This window comes from Bacillus sp. SH7-1, assembly GCF_008042405.1.
Classification (GTDB): Bacteria; Bacillota; Bacilli; order Bacillales; family Bacillaceae_G; genus Bacillus_A; species Bacillus_A thuringiensis_N.
The window spans coordinates 1-18,256 of record NZ_QNUD01000001.1; the positions used below are offsets into that span (position 1 = coordinate 1).

The window sequence follows — 18,256 nt, forward strand, 5'->3', positions numbered from 1 at the left end:
GTGTGATGAAGACAGGTTGGTTGAAAGATAATGATAGATGGTACTACCTGGATGCCAATAACGGTGGATCTATGAAAACAGGCTGGGTAAACGTAGAAGGAAAGTACTATTATTTAGATACTGATCCAGACCCAAATAAAATTGGTGTAATGAAGACAGGTTGGCTGAAAGATAATGATAGATGGTACTACCTAGATGCCAATAACGGTGGATCTATGAAAACAGGTTGGTTCCAAGAAGGAGATGCTTGGTACTACCTGGATGCTAATCAAGGAGGCTCCATGGTAACTGGACAAGCTACTATAGATGGAAAGACTTATACATTTGCTGCGGATGGTAAATGGTCCGAGTCGGAATCTTCAGGTATCATTGATTTAGCATTAAAACAATTAGGCAAACCATATGTATTTGGAAACACTGGTCCAAATTCCTTTGACTGCAGTGGTTTTATCTATTATGTATTCAAAAACAATGGATACAATATTGGAAGAACAAGCGTTGCGGGATACTGGGGAATGGTTACTAAAATAAGTAATCCTCAGCCAGGTGATTTAGTATTCTTGCAAAACACATATAAGGCTGGTCCATCACATATGGGAATTTACTTAGGTAATGGCGAGTTTATTCATGCTGCGGACGAAAGAACAGGTGTAACAAAAGGTAATGTAAATAGCCAATATAATAGAGAGCATTTCCTTGGATATGGTAGATTTACAAAATAATGAATTATCTCTAGAAAAACGCCTTCAAATTTAAAGGCGTTTTTCTCTGTTACATAGCAACTACACAATAAAAGTGGAATTTAATAAAGTAAACATAAATTGAATATTACTGTGGTATCTATCCTTTGATAAAGTACTCTTTTTGATACTGTAAAGAATAAAATATCAGTTTGAAAGAATGGTCCATCATATTCTTTAAATAATTGTTTGTTTACTTTTCCTAAATAAATTTCTTCATTAAGAACGCACCATTCTTCTCTATTTACCTATACCTATATTTTCACTAATTTATTATAAAATGTATATCGATTTAAAGTGTTTTGTTCAAAATATTCAATTGTTATTTTTCAGGTTCTTTAGACAGTTATTTATTCCTCTTTTTCAAATTCACATAATTTTCAAATATCAAAAGCGCATATTTTAAGATTCGGTATATAATAAAATCAACCCGTGGTTAGAGTGTTTGCTCCGATTCAAATTATGAGATAGTTTGTTTTAACTGTTTTACATTATCTAAAAAAGAACTTGTAGTGATTTCTACAAGTTCTTTTTGTTCTTCTGATTGATCATGAACAGAAATTTTCCATCAATTAAAGGGGTACCGCCACATCGCTATCAAGCTAAGAAAATACAACTTCCCCCAGAATGAAAATTTTATCCATTGTTGAATACTGATAAGATGGTTATGTTACCTGAAGACAATCGATTTATATCGCGAAATTTATATAAAAAAGATAAAATAGAAGAGTGTTTGAAATATTTGGATAAAAAAGGGGTAAGATACGGTGAGTATAATTGAAAAAAATTTAAAGTTAGATATTAATCGTATTGTATTTATTGGTAGAACATTTGAGGAATACATTAAAATGTTTGATTTATCTCCTGAAAATTTAGATAATATGAAAGTTTTAGATTGTGCAGGCGGAGCATGTTCTTTTACTGCACATGCCAATAAATTAGGTATTGATTCTACGTCTTGTGATATTGCTTATTATCATGAGGTAGTTGACTTGGAACAAAAAGGATTAGAAGACATTGAACATACTATAGAACATATGGAAAAAGCATCAGGAAACTATGTATGGGAGTATTTTTCGTCTATTGATGCATTAAAAGAAGAAAGAAGCCGTGCTTTAAAAGATTGTGTTCAGGATATGAGAGAAAATCCGCAACATTATCAGGCTGTTACTTTGCCTGTTTTACCATTTGAAAATAAACAATTTGATATGACAGTTTGTGCACATTTGCTGTTCATGTATTCTGATCGTTTAGATTATCAATTCCACTTAAATAGTTTAAAAGAGTTGATACGTGTAACAAAAGGTGAAATTCGTATTTTTCCTTTAACAGATTTATATGGAAAGAAATATGATCAATTATCTCAATTGATGAATCACTTAAAAGAACATGTTCGTTCGATTGAAGAAGTAAAAGTATCTTATGAGTTTCAGAAGAATGCTAATCACATGTTAGTAATTAAGCTGAAGTAACAATGTAAAAAGAAATCTCTTTACAATTTCTTAGTTTTTTTACTACTACTGATGCGTTATGTACACAACACTTTTATAGATAGGGTATATAGCCCTTTTTTAGTACTCTTTAATAAAAGGGGGAGAAAGAATGGTGAAAGCAGTTATTTTCGATTTAGATGGAACTTTGTTGGATAGAGATAGTTCCCTTAAACTTTTTATTAAAGATCAATACACGAGATATATTAATGAACTAAAACATGTACCTGAAGAACAATATGTAAACCGATTTATTGAGTTAGATAATAAGGGATATGTTTGGAAAGACAAAGTATATGAACAGTTACTTCAAGAACATTCTATTACTAGTTTAACTTGGGAGCAATTATTAGAGGATTACATAAATAACTTTCAACATAACTGTATTCCTTTTTCTAACATGAAGTATGTATTACAAGAGCTTAAAAGTAGAGGGATTTTATTAGGAATGATTACAAATGGATTTACTGAATTCCAACTACTGAATATCCGCGCTCTAGGAATTGATAAGTACATGGATATCATTTTAGTGTCAGAACAAGAAGGGATAAAAAAACCTCAAGCTGAAATTTTTCTGAGAGCTTTAGCAAGACTAGGTGTTAGTCCGGAAGAGAGTGTGTACGTAGGAGATCATCCAAATAATGATGTAATAGGAGCTCGGGATGTGGGAATGAATGCAATATGGAAGAAAGATACGTTTTGGGGGAATCCGGTTACAGATGAGCATGTAATTAATGATTTAAAAGAGTTGCTGCCTATAGTTAATACATTCCAAAAAGCTTAATGGAATTGAGCTGACAAAGATTATGTAAATATATATAACAGAAGTAATGATTAAACGGTTATATAAAGCTAAGGTTTTGCACTATCCATAAAGCAAAAAAGACGTTATTCTTTCTGTAGAATTATAGGAAAGGATGGCGATGTGGGGCGACCCCAAATGTAAAATCATCAAAGATCGTGGCGTTTACTATGCTTTTTGTTTATCAATATTAGTAGTGAATGCATCTGTTTCTCCGATAACAGGTAAAACGGATGCATTTTGAAGACAGAAACCTTTGTTTTGTTGAGGTTTAACGATAGCAGGTGCACTAATTAAATGACATGTTATAATTGCGGTGTAATAGATAATTACACCAAATAAAAAACAAGAGTATTGCAGTACCCTTGTTTTTTATTAGTTGTTTTGTGAAATTAGTTTTACCAGTAACTTATTTAATCTTTTTACTTAGCCACTTTTTTACGATTGCAGTCGTTGAAGGAGTGGTTTTTTCCTTTGAATTAATTGGATTGATGTTAAGTAATTCTATTGCTTTTGTTCCTAGACTGAAAGAAATTCCTTTTAGAAAAGACCATACCAATTCTTCCATTTTATAATCTCCTTTCTATTAACTTATTTTTCGGTAGGAAGTAGGAAAAAACTACCTCCGTACGGATGAAATTTATCATATCATGAAAAACCAGAATACAAATAATCCAAATCAATAAAAAATATCTTTATATTAACTGAAATGTTTAAATGTAAATTGATTGTTTATTAAATGCATAATAGGTACTTTTTGTTGATATTACTAGCTTTGTAGTGCTAATTGTTTGTATTTTTCTAGTTTGAATTTGTAGGATTTATATTGTTTTTTAACTGATGCCCCAACACCATGAAAACCACCAGAAAAGCCCGCCGCCACCGAACTTACCACTGGCTTAAGACCTTTTTGCTTCAATAAATCAAACTATACTTTTACAACTGATACCCCAACACCAAGTAAACCACCAAAAACATCCGCCAACGCCAAATTTACCACCAATGTGAAGGGATAATAAGTCTTATTTTTCCATGAAAACCTATTGGCCCCTTCTTATCACAAGTATTTATCCAAGTTTCTTACACATGATTATGAAGAGGTGATAGAGGTGATATTTAGACCTCTATCATCTTTTGTTATGTACGAGTTTAGCGATAGCGGGTTAGCCTACCCTACAAGCCAGTAAAATAACCCGCCGATTCCAGCAGAGACAACAGGGATTAAAGCTAATGCTACTTTATCGCTTATTTTCATTTTGATTTCCATTTTTGTTCCTCCTTTCGTAATAAATCATAACGTTACTAGCCCCTCTATCTCTAATATAAAAGGAGCGTGTACTTTCTTTTATATTTGCGAAAAAAAGTTTACTTTTTTTCTGTTTAAAACTAATAACGCTTTTGCAAACATAGGCGCAAGTAGTTATTAAATCGGGCGTTGGTATATACAGGGCTGATTGCTGAAAGTAACGTGTCTATAAGAATTTATCTCTTTCTATTTGTATTTTGTGTGCATAAATTGTACGCACAAAGATTATGATTTGTATTTGTCTATTTGTTTTCCTTTTGCAAAAAGCCTTTCACTATATAATTATCTGAAGTGTGACGTGCTACGTTGAAATCCTGACATGGAAGACCTCCTATCTTATAAATGTTCTTTTGATGAATTTCAGACCTCTTTATGTACAGGTTTATGAATACAGAGTGTTTTACAGGTACTTGCATTGGAATATTAGTTGTAAGGAGCATTGTATTCATAGGGCTTTATATTTTTAATAGTTTTTGTTAAAAATCTTCCTACATAATAAAAGCCTCGGAGTGTAAAGTTCACTCCGTTTTTATAGGCGCAGTGGGAGGTTATATAGGGTGTGTATAGGTGAATTTTTTTATTTATGGATGTTTCTATGTACATAGACCGGCTGATTGAATGAAATACAAGTGATAATAGAAAAAGTTTTATTTTTTATTCCTCACACACATATAGGGGCGTGAGAACGGGTGGAAGGTTCATTTTGATTTTGATTTATGGATTATCGGTGTCATAACTTAACGGTTTTGTTTGTACTGTTCCAAAAGGTACACCTTTTGGGAATGCGAAAAACTATTGAAGAACACACGCCAAAAGGTGCAAAAAACACTTTTGGGACACTTCAAAACAAAAATGTACCTTTTGATGTGTTTTTGCACTAAAACCACAAAAAGTTAATTTCAGAATTCCAATTGTCTAAAGACAACGATCTTTCATTAATGTAATAAATGGAAAATCGTTCAATCCCCTATTTTTGGATATGTAAAATTACATAAAAAAACATGTTTAAATAAGGCGCGCTTTTATATATAACTAGAGGTAGAGAAGGAAAATTATTGTTTAAGGTTAATTTAAAATTTTTAATTTAATCGATGTGTGGTTGTATTCTTTTAAGAGAGAAATTAAGCAGTTAGCCTTTGCTAATCGCTCTTTTATTAGAGCTATTTAACTGTCGTTATTAAGATGAATATCCGCATAAGAATCTTTATATTTAGGAAGGAATAAAAAATGAAAAAAATCGTATCAACACTATGTATAGCTGGAGTGGCTTTAACTATTTTAGGAGCATGTCCTCAAAGTAGTTATGCTCATCTCGATCAAATTGATTTAAATGAGAACGATCCTATTACTGCAAGATGGTCTGCAGAAGCTCCGTATCATTCTGATAAAAGTACACATTTATGGATTGCAAAACAAGCTATTGAAATTATGAAAACAGAATCTAATATTGAAGCAAATAAGCAGGCTGTGGACTTTTTAAATTATCCACAATATAAAGATCTATTTTCTAAAGGATTATATGATGCAGATTATAATGCAGAGTTTAACGATGGTGGAACAGGTATAGGCGGCGTTTTTAAAGGTGGATGGAAATCTCATTTTTATGATCCTGATACTAAAGAAAATTATAGAGGAGAAACAAATCCAACGGCTCTTACACAAGGTAAGAAATACTTTTATGAATCTGGAGAACATTTACGAAATAAGGACTATGAAAAAGCTTTCTATTATTTAGGAGTAGCCACGCACTACTTTACAGATGCTACCCAACCTATGCATGCAGCAAATTTTACCGCAATTGATACGAGAGCTATAAAATATCATAGCTACTTTGAAAATTATGTTACAACCATTCAAAATCAATTTGCAGTCAATACTGGAGGGAATTATAACAATTCTCTATCCACACCTGAAGAATGGATTGATTATGCAGCTCGAGTAGCTAAACCTGAAATCCAAAATATTACTAATGATAAAACATTTAAGTATTATAATAGTGGTAAGGCACAATTGTGGCAAGAAATGGTTACCCCGGCTGTGCAGCGGAGCTTAGGAGAAGCTCAGCGTAATACAGCAGGTTTTTTAAATCTTTGGTTTAAAACTTTTACTGAAAATGTGAAAGCTCCAAGTATAGAGACTGCATTAATCTATGATATAGAAGGAAACGTCATAGAAGCAGGGAAAAACTATTATATCGTACCAAGTGAATCTCCTTATCAAGGTTTAACATTTGAATGGTATATAGCAAATCGTTACGATTATGTCACACTTGCAAATAAAGAAAACAATGGTTTATCTGGTACACCTATGGAATTTGAATTCTACAAAGAAAATGATGCAAAGCTACACCACGGGGAGAGTATATATCTTCGCATGAAGCATTCAAATTACGATCAATTTCAATATTTAAATTGGTCTAATTATTCTAGTTGGATTCACCTTGCTAAAAAATCTGATAGTTTAGCTGATTTTAAAGTTAAAATTAACTTGGATAATCCTACAGAATATAATATTTTTACAGATGACTATCCATTAAATTATGAAAATATAAATGCAAAGAAAAATTGGATTGTACTAGGTGAAAAAAAACAAAAACCTAGCTCATGGAAGTTTATCCCTGTTAGATAATCTAAAAAGAAAACACTCGTCCTTGATTAGAACGAGTGTTTTTTATCATTTTCACCAAGAAGGCTCTTTCCTCAAGGAACGCGAAGAGAGTAGGCGGGAGATGAATTGGCTTCGGACAAGGGATGGCAGGAAGCCATCTTAATCAATTGAAAGATAAATATCAATATATAACCAAACATATGCAATGCAATATCTTCTAAAAAGATGTCCATAATTTCCTTATTTCATCAAAAGTCCATATTAATCCTCTAACAAATGGAATAATGGATAATATTTGGGAATTGACAAGCGTCACTTTATTAAATTATATTTGAAATAATTAAATTAAATTACATGTTTTTAATAGATTAAAGTAGTTATTATTTCGCTGTATACATCAAGTTATAACTATAATATTTCTGCTCTCTTGAATTTATAATAATTAAATCACTGAACACATTCGACAAAAATCTACTATTTACGCATTGAGGATTTAATGTTTTAATAAATGTGTAATTGGTATGACCATTATGGAAGAAGAAAATGAAAAGCCTTCATCTATCCTAGAAGCTAGATGAAAAAAACTATATAAAGTTCAGCAAAAATGGTGTCATTTATATCACATAATCAATAAATATGGACACACATTAGATATTTAACTTCGGAAAAAGCGAAGTTATTTGAAATCCGCAGACATTCAAAATCTGCGTCATACTTCTCGTACGATTAAAGGAATTGAAACGCTTCGTGCTCTATACAAACGAAACCGAAGTTTGCAACTAAACTTTGGTTTTTCCACGTGTAGTGAGTTACAGCGATTCCTTACTATTAATAAAAAGTGTTATAGGTTTGTTAGTTTACACAATGACTATTTTTTTACATTTTACAGTAGATAAAAATTATATTTTAAATAGGATGGATGAGTTTTGACATATATGAAAAATGATTTCTCTAAAATCAACTTTAACAGTTTAGAAGAGTTTGCGGACACAATTAGTGAGGTCCTACAATGCCCAGTTACAATTGAAGATGTGAATCATCATCTTCTGGCATATAGTACTCATGATGAAAGAATAGACTCCGCAAGAGTTGCAACTATTATGGGAAGACGTGTGCCTGAAAAAGTAATTAACAGTTTGTGGAAAGAAGGCATTATCCCTGAACTGTTGAAAAAACGTGAACCTATTCGTGTAAAGAGGATAAATGGTGTCGGTCTTAGTGACAGGGTTGCTATTTCTATTTGGAACAAAGAAGATGTTTTGGGATTCATCTGGGTTATGGAAGACGAACATTTCTTAACTGAGGAAAATTTCACCTTGCTGAAAAAAGCTGCAGAGGCCGTAAAAAGCAAATTAATACAGCTTCAAGCTCGTAAAAATAAAAAGGTCGAACAAACACAAGAATTTTTCTGGAAATTATTGACCAATCACATACAAATAAATGAAATGATTATTGAAAATTTCCATCGTCTGCACATTACTCCTGCATCTGTATTTACTATCATCGTATTCCAGTTTGAACAAGAAATTATAAATAAAAAAGAAAGACAGATTTCTTATTTGCTAAAAACAAGCCAACATTTAGAAGTTTTACTTACCACAATAGATCATAATCGATTAATTCTTCTTACTTCATTGGACTGTGTGAATCGACCATCCTATGAAATCAACAATTTCGTTGAAATGTTTGTGCATAAAATGGAAAAACGATTTGGAGTTAAACATATCAAACCAGCGTTTAGTAGTGTTTATAGTGACTATCAAAAAGTTGATAAAGCTTATAAAGAGGCTCTAACTGTTTTATCTATAAAGGAAAAATTCCCTTGTGACACAGCAAACATCCACGGATATCAAAATATGGGTATTTATCAATTGATTGACCTTCTCCTTGAGAAACGAAAGTGTGAAGAGTATGAAAATCAAGCGTTACAAAAGCTGTATGATTATGATTATAAGCATAATTGCAACCTTGTTGAGACGTTGGAGACCTTTTTGAATAAAGACAGTAATGTGGGTGAAGTGGCCAAATTTTTAAATATTCATCCTAATACATTAAGTTATAGACTTAAACGTATTTGTGAAATCAGTGAGATTGATTTAAAAGATCCAAACAAAAAAATGATTATGTTCTTGGATCTCAAACTAAAAAAATTCATGTAGCAGCATCCTTTTGTGGAATTCCACAAAAGGATGCTGCATTTTTCTTTTTTCCTAACAATGAAAAAAGATTTTTAATACTCTATACTTGGACTACAACTAAGTTACCTAAAGATTAGTACAGAGGGGAAGATCATTTCATGATTATTGGAGTACCAAAGGAAATAAAAAATAATGAAAACCGTGTTGCACTTACACCTGCAGGAGTTATTGCGTTTGTCAAGGCTGGACATAAAGTATTGATTGAAACAAATGCCGGTGTTGAAAGCGGGTTTAACAATGTAGATTATGTATATGCCGGTGCTGAAATTATTCATAGTGCTGCAGAAGTATGGAGACAATCAGAAATGATTATGAAAGTAAAAGAGCCCCTTGCCAGTGAATACACATACTTTCGTCCAGATTTAATTCTATTCACTTACTTGCATTTGGCTGCAGAGCCAGCTTTAGCCCAAGCTCTTAAAGATAATGGTGTTACTGCAATTGCTTACGAAACTGTAGAAGTGAATCATACGCTTCCCCTTCTTACACCAATGAGTGAGGTAGCTGGGCGGATGTCTGTACAAATTGGCGCACAATTCCTACAAAAATCAAACGGTGGACAAGGTATTCTTCTGGCAGGTGTTCCCGGTGTAAATCGCGGAAAAATTGCTATCCTTGGTGGAGGCATTGTAGGAACAAATGCTGCGAAAATGGCAATTGGCCTAGGTGCCGATGTAACAATTATTGACTTGAATGCAGACCGATTACGCCAACTGGATGACATTTTTGGTACTCAAATCAAAACCTTGATGTCCAACCCGTTTAACATCGCAGAAACGGTAAAACAAGCTGACTTGTTAATTAGTGCTGTTTTGATTCCCGGTGCCAAAGCACCTAAGCTTGTTACAGAAGAAATGGTAAGGGCAATGAAACCCGGTTCTGTAATTGTGGATGTAGCCATTGATCAAGGTGGAGCCGTGGAAACTTGTGATCATATTACAACGCACGATAACCCGACATTCGAAAATTATGGAGTACTTCACTACTCTGTTGCGAATATGCCAGGAGCAGTCCCAAGGACTTCCACCATCGCTTTAACTAATGTAACAATTCCATATGCATTACAAATCGCCAATAAGGGTGTGCAAGAAGCAATCTTAGAAAACAATGCATTAAAACTCGGTGTAAACATGCTGAACGGTGAAGTTACATGTGAAGTGGTTGCAAAAGAACTCGGCTATGTTTGTGTTTCTATAGAAGAAGCTCTTGCGAAAAAGTAAACCAAATTAACATGAGCCTTTCATGTATTAAATAAGATGAAAAAAAGCTATGTTGTTGTCATATGTATGAACGGGTGCTTAATTAGATAACACATTTGGGGATTTTTCTACAAATTAAGAAACATATGAAGGAATAAGTACAAGTTATTCCTATTTTTCGAACTAGTGTTATTAGCATACTAGTATGCTGCAATTGAATTTATGAAAATCTTCCTATAAATGGAGGGAATTAAGCTGTAATTGTTTGGATAGGGAAATATCTGTAATCTACAGATATTTCTTTTTCTTGGTTAATAACCAGATTATTTGATTTAAGAAATTAGCGGTAAAATAGTTAAACAATACTAACCTCTCAAGAAGATTGGATAGAATTATTATCTAATCTTCTTGTATTTTCAGAAAGCCTTAATCCATATAATAGTTAATAAAAATGTTTCAGGAATCGTTTTCATATCCGTTAATGAAGTATATGGAGGATAAACGTCTTTTCCTCTAACTACTTCAAAAGGATTATCTGTAAATCGTATCAACGTGGAAAACATCCTCAATATATCTTTGGATATTGTATATATTCTCAACAAACTATATCTCTTCTATAAAAAAAGAAAGAATTATTACTTCGATTTGTTATTTATAAATGTCATAGCAAATCAAATGTAAATCACATAATAAAATTAATATATAAAACGAAAGGGGTTCCTATTATGAGACATACTACTAATATACAACGTATATCTATTACAATTATAGCAATTATTGCAGTAGTAGTTTGCTATTTTATGTATCAATCTCTTACTTCACCAGCAAGGGCTGTAGCAAAGCAAGAGAATTCAGTGCAATTAGCAAGTGAACAAACAAAAAATGAAATAAAGAAAGACGCACCAAAGCGCTTTAATGGCCAAGAGAGAAAAGTTGCCTATCTTACTTTTGATGATGGTCCTGGTAAATATACAGCTGAGTTGTTAGATATCCTACGACAAAATGGTGCGGAAGCAACATTTTTTTTAATTGGTGAAAATGTGAAGCAGTTTCCGGATTTAGTGAAACGAGAGAAAGAAGAAGGCCATTATGTGGGCATGCACAGTATGACACATAACTTTAAGAAATTGTATACCGATGGTGAGTATGTAAATGAAATGAAAGAAGATCAAAATTTAATAGCAAATATTCTGAAGGGATCTCCCAAATTAACACGTCCACCATATGGCTCCATGCCAGGACTAAATGAAGAACTTCGCAATAAAGCAGTAGAAGCTGGTTTTACAGTTTGGGATTGGACAATTGACTCTTTAGATTGGAAGTATAACAAGATGCCAATTGATTCAGCTTCAGCTCAAATTGTTCAAAATGTATTAGCAGGTGCAACAGAACCACAAGAAGTTATTTTAATGCATGATATTCATCCGCAATCTGTTGCTGCTGTACCAGCTATCATAAAAGGATTAAAAGAAAAAGGATATGAACTTGAAGCGTATCATGAAGAGGAACATTTTCCATTAAATTTTTGGCACGATAAACGTATTTGACATTGTAGGAGGGATTGAAATTGATTAATAGAAAAGCGATCCTAATAGGAATCCTATCAATTGGATTTCTAGGGGGATGTTTAGGAGCAAAGCCAGAAGAGAAATTATACGTTGCTTTTGAAAAGGCAGCAGATCAAGAAAAAGCGTTATCTGATAATGTAAAAAAATTAGAGCAGTTAGAAGCAAAGGGACAAGAATTGTACAATCAAATTATACAGAAAGGACAAGAGAATAATGAGGAAGCACTACCCCAAGTAGAACAAGCTGTTGCAAATGTATCTGAACGTGAGAAAGAGTTAGATAATGAAGCAGATGTATTAAAAAAAGCACAAACAGAAGTGAAATCAGTTCTTAATGATATAAATAAAATCGAGGATAAAAAATTACAAGAACAAGCCAAAACAGTAGAAAAAGCTTATAAAAATCGTTATGATGCTTTTCTAAAAATGAATGGAAGTTACAAAAAATCATTAATAATTGAAAAAGAACTTTATGAAAAGCTAAAAGAAAAAGAAACAAAACTAAAAGAAATTAGTGAGAAAGTTAAAGCTTACAATGTAATAAATGAAGAAACACTAAAGGAAAAAGAAAAGTTCAATCAATATACTACAGAGTATAATAAGGAGAAATTAAGTTTTTATAAAGGCGCGAAGATAAAAATAAAAGAGAAAAAGCCAGAGAAATAATTATGAACTTAAGTATCTCGAAATTCTTCTATCTACAGACAAATCAAAGTTCTACACCGAGCTTCTTATATTGAAAATCTGTAAAAAGGATAAATTTGAATTGTGAAATATTAGAAGGGGGTATTCAAGTACCAGTTTAACTAAATGATATAATGTAAAAGTCGAAAAAGCATTTTATAATGCTCTTTCGACTTTTTGGCTTGGTAAAAAAGAACAAAATTACAAATTAAGGAATTGCTATATAAAAGTTTCGTTGTATAGATGTACTTTTCCCCATATTCATAGAGTTTTCATTTGTTTTCTGTTGATAATCACTTATGAGAAAAAATAACCAAACATATCAGCAAAGTTTAAGGGAGGATTATATATGCTCACACCATTAAAGAAAAATAACCGTTATATGGTCGGATTAGATAGTTTAAGAGGGCTGGCTATACTGGGTGTCGTGTTATATCATGTCAACTATAAGTGGATACCTGGAGGATTCCTGGGCGTTACAGTTTTCTTTGTACTCTCGGGTTATTTAATTACCGATCTTCTTGCTACTGAGTGGGAGAAATATAAAAGAATTGATTTAAAAAATTTCTGGATACGTAGGGCAAGAAGATTACTTCCAGGAATGTTTGTTATGCTCATTATTGTTTTTGCATGGGTGACGTTATTTCATAACTCCTTACTAGGAAAAATGCGAGGAGATTCGTTAGCAGCAGTATTATATATTAGTAACTGGTGGTATATTTATCATAAGTTATCATATTTTGATAACTTTGGCCAACCTACTCCTTTAAATCATTTTTGGTCGTTGGCTGTTGAAGAACAATTTTATGTAGTCTGGCCATTCATACTTAGTTTAGGATTCTACTACATAAAAAAACGATCACGTATGACACTATTTATTTTTTTAGGAGCAATTGCTTCAGCAATTGCGATGGCTGTACTGTATGAACCAGGAAATGATCCAAGTAGAGTTTATTATGGTACCGATACAAGAGCGTTTTCCTTATTAATAGGGGCAGTACTCGCCCTACTTTGGCCAAGTAATAGACTTTCTAATAAAATTGTTCCACCAGCTCGATTTGTTTTAGATGTAGTTGGGGGAATTGCTTTAATCATTATTTTAATTATGTTTTGGGAGACAAATCAATATGACTCATTCCTATATCGTGGAGGAATGTTATTTTTATCGGTTGTTACTGCTTTATTAATAGCCAACCTTGCTCATCCAACTAGCAGAGTTAGTGTACTTTTAAGGTTTAAACCATTACGTTGGATTGGTATTCGGTCCTATGGAATATACCTTTGGCATTATCCGATTATCACATTGACGAGCTCGCAAGCTAATACAGAAGGACCTCATCTTACTAAAGCTATTTTTCAAGTTTTTTTGATTCTACTTATGGCACATCTTTCGTGGAAGTTTATTGAAAATCCAATTCGTCAAGGTGCATTGAAGAATCTTCGTTTAACGGACTTGAAAATAAGAGACTTATCATTCGTTAATAGAGTTGCTTTAGCATGTACAATATTCCTTTCCATAACAGTTATCTTTGGTTTCTCAACAGCCGGCAAAGTAAAAGGCAATTCTAAACAAGTTAGGACAGAGGCGGTACAAGTGAAAAAAAATGAGGAATCTGCTCATCCAGTTACTAAGGAAGAGAAACCGATTGATAAAACATTAGAGGATGAAAATAAAGATTCCTCTAATCAAATTAAACAACCTACAACTGTTACAGCCATTGGTGATTCAATTATGATTGATGTCTCCCCTTATTTAAAAGATGCTTTTCCTAATATTACAATTGATGCAAAAATTGGAAGACAGATGTCTCAAGCATTTAATATAATAGAGGGAATGAAAAAGGAAGGTACTTTAGGAAATCATGTCATTATTGGATTAGGGACAAATGGGGCATTCACGACAGAGCAACTAGAATCGTTGATTCAGTTAATAGGTGATGAACGTGAAATTGTATTAGTTAATACTAGAATACCTCGTCCGTGGGAGTCCGTAGTTAATGAGAAATTAAAAGAAGTCACTTCTAAATTTCCAAATACGGTGCTAGTTGATTGGTATGCAGCAAGTGCTGGAAATCAATCATATTTCGAACCAGATGGAATTCATTTAAACCCAACAGGAGCAAAAGAATACGCTTCACTTGTTGTTCAGCATATTGATAAGTAATTTGATTCTCGTCTAAATAATTTACCATTCATTTTATTTTTAAAGTGGGGGTAGTGAAAACGTCTTTTTGTTATATCTATCAATAGGACTTAGCTGTAAGATAAGTTATTTAACTCCATAATTAACTAAACTCAAGGGTTGTTATAATAAGGAACATAAGCATGCTATTAGTTTAGCATGAAATTTAATCAGAAAAATTTATAATCCTTGATTTTACGTCAAACAAAAAGACTTCATTTTGAAAAAGATTAATCAAAATGAAGTCTTTTTGTGCTAATCGGTATATACATCAGAATGCCTTTGTTTCATTCGTATTCTTTTAAGTCTATATTTTCTGTTTCTATGTAGTTTAGAAATATCTTGTGATAAAAACATAATTGTAATGATAACTAATACAAGATTAACTATAAAAGTCGTTATTACAATTCTATCTGTCAAAGAGAAAAAGGAGACATACATGAAGAAAATTACAGTAATGAAAGGAATACTTTGTCTCATTCGTTTGATAGAATACGTTTTTTTCTTATCATAATATGTCATAATTGTGCCTATAATTAATAGAACAGGGGCAGTAATAAAGATTCCAATCCATCCAAATCCTTTTTCAATAAACCAAGGAAAAAATGGTACATTTGTGGAGCAAATAAATAGGATAGTTACTAAAGTGAATAGTTGAATGAGTGTTAGGGTTATAATTAAGTTGGCTTGTTTCATCTTTTTACACCTCCTAATGACTCTTTACATAAAATTATAAATAATTAATATGTTTTTATATTGTTGCAGTTGAAGTTTTATCATAAATAAAAAGGTTAGCTAATCTTCTACTTACTAATAAAACAATTCCTGATATAATGCTTCCAACTGTTTTTGTTTATCACTTGTAGTAGTAACCTGGTGATATATTTTCCCCTCATTGTTTTACTCCATTCCACCTATATCCTTTTCCCCATACAGTAAGGAGAAACTGAGGGTTAGAAGGACTAAGTTCGATCTTCTGACGAAGGCGACTGATATTCACATCTACTACTTTTGTGTCACTTAAACAATTTATACCCCATATTTTATTTAAGAGTTCATCACGTGGAATTGGCTTTATGGAATTTTCCATTAAATATCGTAAAATAATATACTCTGTTGGAGTTAAGTCAATTTCTATCTCATCCTTATATAATTTTTCTTGCAGAATATTTAATTGAAATGGTCCTGAGCGAATCGATTCCATATCCTTTTTAGTTTCTTTTACTCTTCTTAGCAATGATTGTACACGTGCTACTAATTCAATTATACTAAATGGTTTTTTTATATAATCATCTGCCCCAATTGTCAAACCGTAAACCTGATCTTTACTTTGCACACGTGACGTTAACATAATAATACCAATCTTTTCATTGTATTTTCGTATTTTTTTGCATACTTGAAAACCATCTATTCCCGGTAACATAACATCAAGTATTATAATATCAACATTATGATGTTCTAAAAGCTCAAGAGCTTTTTCACCTGTATTGGTTTCTAGAACATTGAAACCAGCATGCTTCATATTTAAAGTAATAAAACTACGAATTGTTATTTCATCATCTAATACTAAAATTGTTGTCATGGTCATCGCTCCTTTACTTTCGTTGGTAATCAGCCATGGATTTGATATAAGATTTAAGATTCTGGTAGTCAAAGTTTTTTGAAATAGCATATACATGCTCTCTTGTTTTAACTGCCGCTTCATAATTTTTGATCTTTGGCCATTCCTTATAATCAAAGGTATAAACTTCAAGCCACGTTTTATCTGTATCAATATAAAGAAAACATTGAGTAGTTTTCGATTCTTCTTGAAGTGTTATTTTTTCAATTAACTTTTTAGAAATTGTAATATAATAGCCGAGTTCTGCATTTACATATCGTTCTTCCGTAGGCTTAAATTCAGTAGCCCTATCCCATTTGTACATTGCGTACAAATAGTGGGGGGCAGCGTATGGATGTTTTTCCCATACCCCTCGGACGGACAGATTTAGCAAACTCAACTATTCCATCACCAGTAACACCCTGACTTTCTGACATAAATTATTCATAAATGGGTTGTTTTTATCAGAAAATAAATTTTTAAACTCATTTTTTTCAAACCTAGCTATATATAATTCCTGAGTGTGCCTCAATTCCAGCTTCAATAATGATTGCTTTTTACTTTTAGTAAATATTTCCGATACGTATTTTTTATATTTTGTTTATATACGAGTCAAATGAAGTACTTGATAGCGTCTTAAGTTGTTCTATAAATCCAACTTTTAATTGTTAATTTTTAAGGGATTGGGCTTAAGTGAGGTCAGCAGCTTCGTGGAATTATATGCTTAGGACAGACATAGAATTAGATTTTCTCACTCCTAATAATCCTTGATTTATTGTAATTAGAGTATAGAGTGTTTAAAACGTTTTTTCATTGTTAAGAAGGAAGAAAAATACATCCCCTTTTTGTGGAATTACACAAAAACTTCATTTAATCAATTGCACCCTTAACAGCCTGAACCAATACTCTATTATTATTTTTGCTACTGTTATTTTTTATATGTATTACCACCTAGCGAGCACCATACATGTCCATCAACCTAAGAATCTAATAAAAAAACGTTATTCTTTCTAAACAAGATTATTAGAAAGAATAACGTTTTTTATGAATCTTTTAATTCAATATAGATTACAAGTATTTGCTGAAGATTTGCGAAGTCATTTAACTCATTCTCTTTTGGAAGAACTCACAAAAGACTTAGATTTTATAAACTAAAAGGAGCATGTTTTACAATCTCATAAGACATGCCCTTAAAACCTAATTCGAACATAAAATAGACCAGACTATAAGAGGAGATTATGTACAATATATGAATTAGGGCTGTTACCTTTTGTTACAAAGGTAACAGTTCACATAATATACCCGTCCCATACGTTATAATAACAATGAATTCTTACTAAGAAACGAGGTATATTCCATGGACTCTACAATTGATATAACCAAAGGTAATTATGTTCGATTTCCTTATCGCGACAATCCTTCCATACAGTTAACCGGTTATGTAATAAGTGTTTTACAGAATACAATTGTTGTAGATATTTCTGAAACGATGAAACTTCATAATATAGAGTATGCTAGACAGGTGGTGAAACATGGAAACTATCATAAAGTTAGTTAATAAAAAACCTGTTTTTTAGGACCCGATATAAGTATTCTTATTAGGCGCTAGACGAAATTTAATCATAAGGGGATTACACCATTCATTCCGTTTTCTAATACTATATAGCATGAAATAACACGATTAAAGAATGTTGTGTTCGTAAAAAAGAGATACGCTTTAATTGAAACGTATCTCTTTTTTATGATTTTTAAAATCAACAGAAATAAATATCTCAGAATATTTATTTCTGCCGCTGACGAAAATCCATTCATTCCGTTTACTACCTCTAATTGCACATATTTAGCAGGTACTGAATTAAATTTTACATATTTTTGTTGCTT

The 18,256-nt window shown here is 32.2% G+C and carries 15 protein-coding genes and 1 pseudogene; 11 read left to right on the top strand and 5 right to left on the bottom strand.

Going from position 1 to position 18,256, the window contains the following annotated elements:
- The 3 genes from DN390_RS31005 to DN390_RS00020 all read left to right on the top strand — a co-directional run.
- The coding region (locus DN390_RS31005) for a C40 family peptidase (RefSeq protein WP_255443871.1) at positions 1-722 on the top strand (722 nt) is incomplete at its 5' end.
- A gap of 785 nt (positions 723-1,507) precedes the next feature.
- Positions 1,508-2,212, top strand: coding sequence for an SAM-dependent methyltransferase (locus DN390_RS00015; protein WP_147806304.1), 705 nt, complete (start codon positions 1,508-1,510; stop codon positions 2,210-2,212).
- Positions 2,213-2,342: 130 nt separating this feature from the next.
- Positions 2,343-3,014, top strand: coding sequence for an HAD family hydrolase (locus DN390_RS00020; protein WP_147806305.1), 672 nt, complete (start codon positions 2,343-2,345; stop codon positions 3,012-3,014).
- 427 nt (positions 3,015-3,441) lie between these two features.
- On the opposite strand, the gene DN390_RS30505 is transcribed toward DN390_RS00020, so the two are convergent.
- Entirely contained in the window at positions 3,442-3,600 is a 159-nt protein-coding gene (locus DN390_RS30505) for a hypothetical protein (protein ID WP_179955719.1), read from the bottom strand.
- Positions 3,601-5,565: 1,965 nt separating this feature from the next.
- Between DN390_RS30505 and DN390_RS00025 the strand changes: the two genes are divergently transcribed.
- The 4 genes and pseudogenes from DN390_RS00025 to ald all read left to right on the top strand — a co-directional run bounded on the left by DN390_RS00025 (position 5,566) and on the right by ald (position 10,363).
- Complete coding sequence (locus tag DN390_RS00025; RefSeq protein ID WP_147806306.1) at positions 5,566-6,966, top strand: zinc dependent phospholipase C family protein; 1,401 nt, start codon at positions 5,566-5,568, stop codon at positions 6,964-6,966.
- 507 nt (positions 6,967-7,473) lie between these two features.
- Positions 7,474-7,772: pseudogene (locus DN390_RS31740) on the top strand (hypothetical protein); the annotation flags it as partial.
- 108 nt (positions 7,773-7,880) lie between these two features.
- Positions 7,881-9,104 (top strand): PucR family transcriptional regulator, encoded by a 1,224-nt coding sequence (locus DN390_RS00030; protein ID WP_147806339.1) that lies wholly within the window; start codon positions 7,881-7,883, stop codon positions 9,102-9,104.
- Between the two features lie 137 nt (positions 9,105-9,241).
- A complete protein-coding gene (gene ald, locus DN390_RS00035; RefSeq protein ID WP_147806307.1) occupies positions 9,242-10,363 on the top strand; it encodes an alanine dehydrogenase in 1,122 nt (373 codons plus the stop codon).
- A gap of 395 nt (positions 10,364-10,758) precedes the next feature.
- Here ald and DN390_RS31015 read toward each other — a convergent pair whose 3' ends face one another.
- A complete protein-coding gene (locus DN390_RS31015) occupies positions 10,759-10,893 on the bottom strand; it encodes a hypothetical protein (protein ID WP_255443872.1) in 135 nt (44 codons plus the stop codon).
- A 174-nt stretch (positions 10,894-11,067) separates the two neighbouring features.
- Between DN390_RS31015 and DN390_RS00040 the strand changes: the two genes are divergently transcribed.
- The 3 genes from DN390_RS00040 (at position 11,068) to DN390_RS00050 (ending at position 14,757) form a co-directional block, all read left to right on the top strand.
- Positions 11,068-11,889 (top strand): peptidoglycan-N-acetylglucosamine deacetylase, encoded by an 822-nt coding sequence (locus DN390_RS00040; RefSeq protein WP_147806308.1) that lies wholly within the window; start codon positions 11,068-11,070, stop codon positions 11,887-11,889.
- 20 nt (positions 11,890-11,909) lie between these two features.
- Entirely contained in the window at positions 11,910-12,575 is a 666-nt protein-coding gene (locus tag DN390_RS00045) for a YkyA family protein (RefSeq protein ID WP_147806309.1), read from the top strand.
- Between the two features lie 367 nt (positions 12,576-12,942).
- On the top strand, positions 12,943-14,757 hold the full coding sequence (locus DN390_RS00050) for an acyltransferase family protein (protein ID WP_147806310.1): 1,815 nt from the start codon (positions 12,943-12,945) through the stop codon (positions 14,755-14,757).
- A 273-nt stretch (positions 14,758-15,030) separates the two neighbouring features.
- Here DN390_RS00050 and DN390_RS00055 read toward each other — a convergent pair whose 3' ends face one another.
- The 3 genes from DN390_RS00055 to DN390_RS00065 all read right to left on the bottom strand — a co-directional run bounded on the left by DN390_RS00055 (position 15,031) and on the right by DN390_RS00065 (position 16,775).
- Positions 15,031-15,471: a hypothetical protein gene (locus tag DN390_RS00055; RefSeq protein ID WP_147806311.1), complete on the bottom strand. Its 441-nt coding sequence runs from the start codon at positions 15,469-15,471 to the stop codon at positions 15,031-15,033.
- 196 nt (positions 15,472-15,667) lie between these two features.
- A complete protein-coding gene (locus DN390_RS00060; RefSeq protein ID WP_147806312.1) occupies positions 15,668-16,357 on the bottom strand; it encodes a response regulator transcription factor in 690 nt (229 codons plus the stop codon).
- A gap of 13 nt (positions 16,358-16,370) precedes the next feature.
- The gene (locus DN390_RS00065; RefSeq protein WP_255443873.1) at positions 16,371-16,775 is read right to left on the bottom strand and encodes a hypothetical protein; all 405 of its coding nucleotides are present in this window, start codon (positions 16,773-16,775) and stop codon (positions 16,371-16,373) included.
- Positions 16,776-17,732: 957 nt separating this feature from the next.
- On the opposite strand from DN390_RS00065, the gene DN390_RS00070 reads away from it, so the two are divergent.
- Entirely contained in the window at positions 17,733-17,933 is a 201-nt protein-coding gene (locus DN390_RS00070; protein ID WP_147806313.1) for a DUF2187 family protein, read from the top strand.
- The last annotated feature ends 323 nt before the right edge of the window (positions 17,934-18,256 follow it).

Coding starts and splice junctions, on each gene's coding strand:
- DN390_RS00020 (WP_147806305.1), top strand. CDS start 2,343: ATGGTGAAAGCAGTTATTTTCGATTTAGATGGAACTTTGTTGGATAGA.
- DN390_RS30505 (WP_179955719.1), bottom strand. CDS start 3,600: ATGGAAGAATTGGTATGGTCTTTTCTAAAAGGAATTTCTTTCAGTCTA.
- DN390_RS00025 (WP_147806306.1), top strand. CDS start 5,566: ATGAAAAAAATCGTATCAACACTATGTATAGCTGGAGTGGCTTTAACT.
- DN390_RS00030 (WP_147806339.1), top strand. CDS start 7,881: ATGAAAAATGATTTCTCTAAAATCAACTTTAACAGTTTAGAAGAGTTT.
- ald (WP_147806307.1), top strand. CDS start 9,242: ATGATTATTGGAGTACCAAAGGAAATAAAAAATAATGAAAACCGTGTT.
- DN390_RS00040 (WP_147806308.1), top strand. CDS start 11,068: ATGAGACATACTACTAATATACAACGTATATCTATTACAATTATAGCA.
- DN390_RS00050 (WP_147806310.1), top strand. CDS start 12,943: ATGCTCACACCATTAAAGAAAAATAACCGTTATATGGTCGGATTAGAT.
- DN390_RS00055 (WP_147806311.1), bottom strand. CDS start 15,471: ATGAAACAAGCCAACTTAATTATAACCCTAACACTCATTCAACTATTC.
- DN390_RS00060 (WP_147806312.1), bottom strand. CDS start 16,357: ATGACAACAATTTTAGTATTAGATGATGAAATAACAATTCGTAGTTTT.
- DN390_RS00070 (WP_147806313.1), top strand. CDS start 17,733: ATGGACTCTACAATTGATATAACCAAAGGTAATTATGTTCGATTTCCT.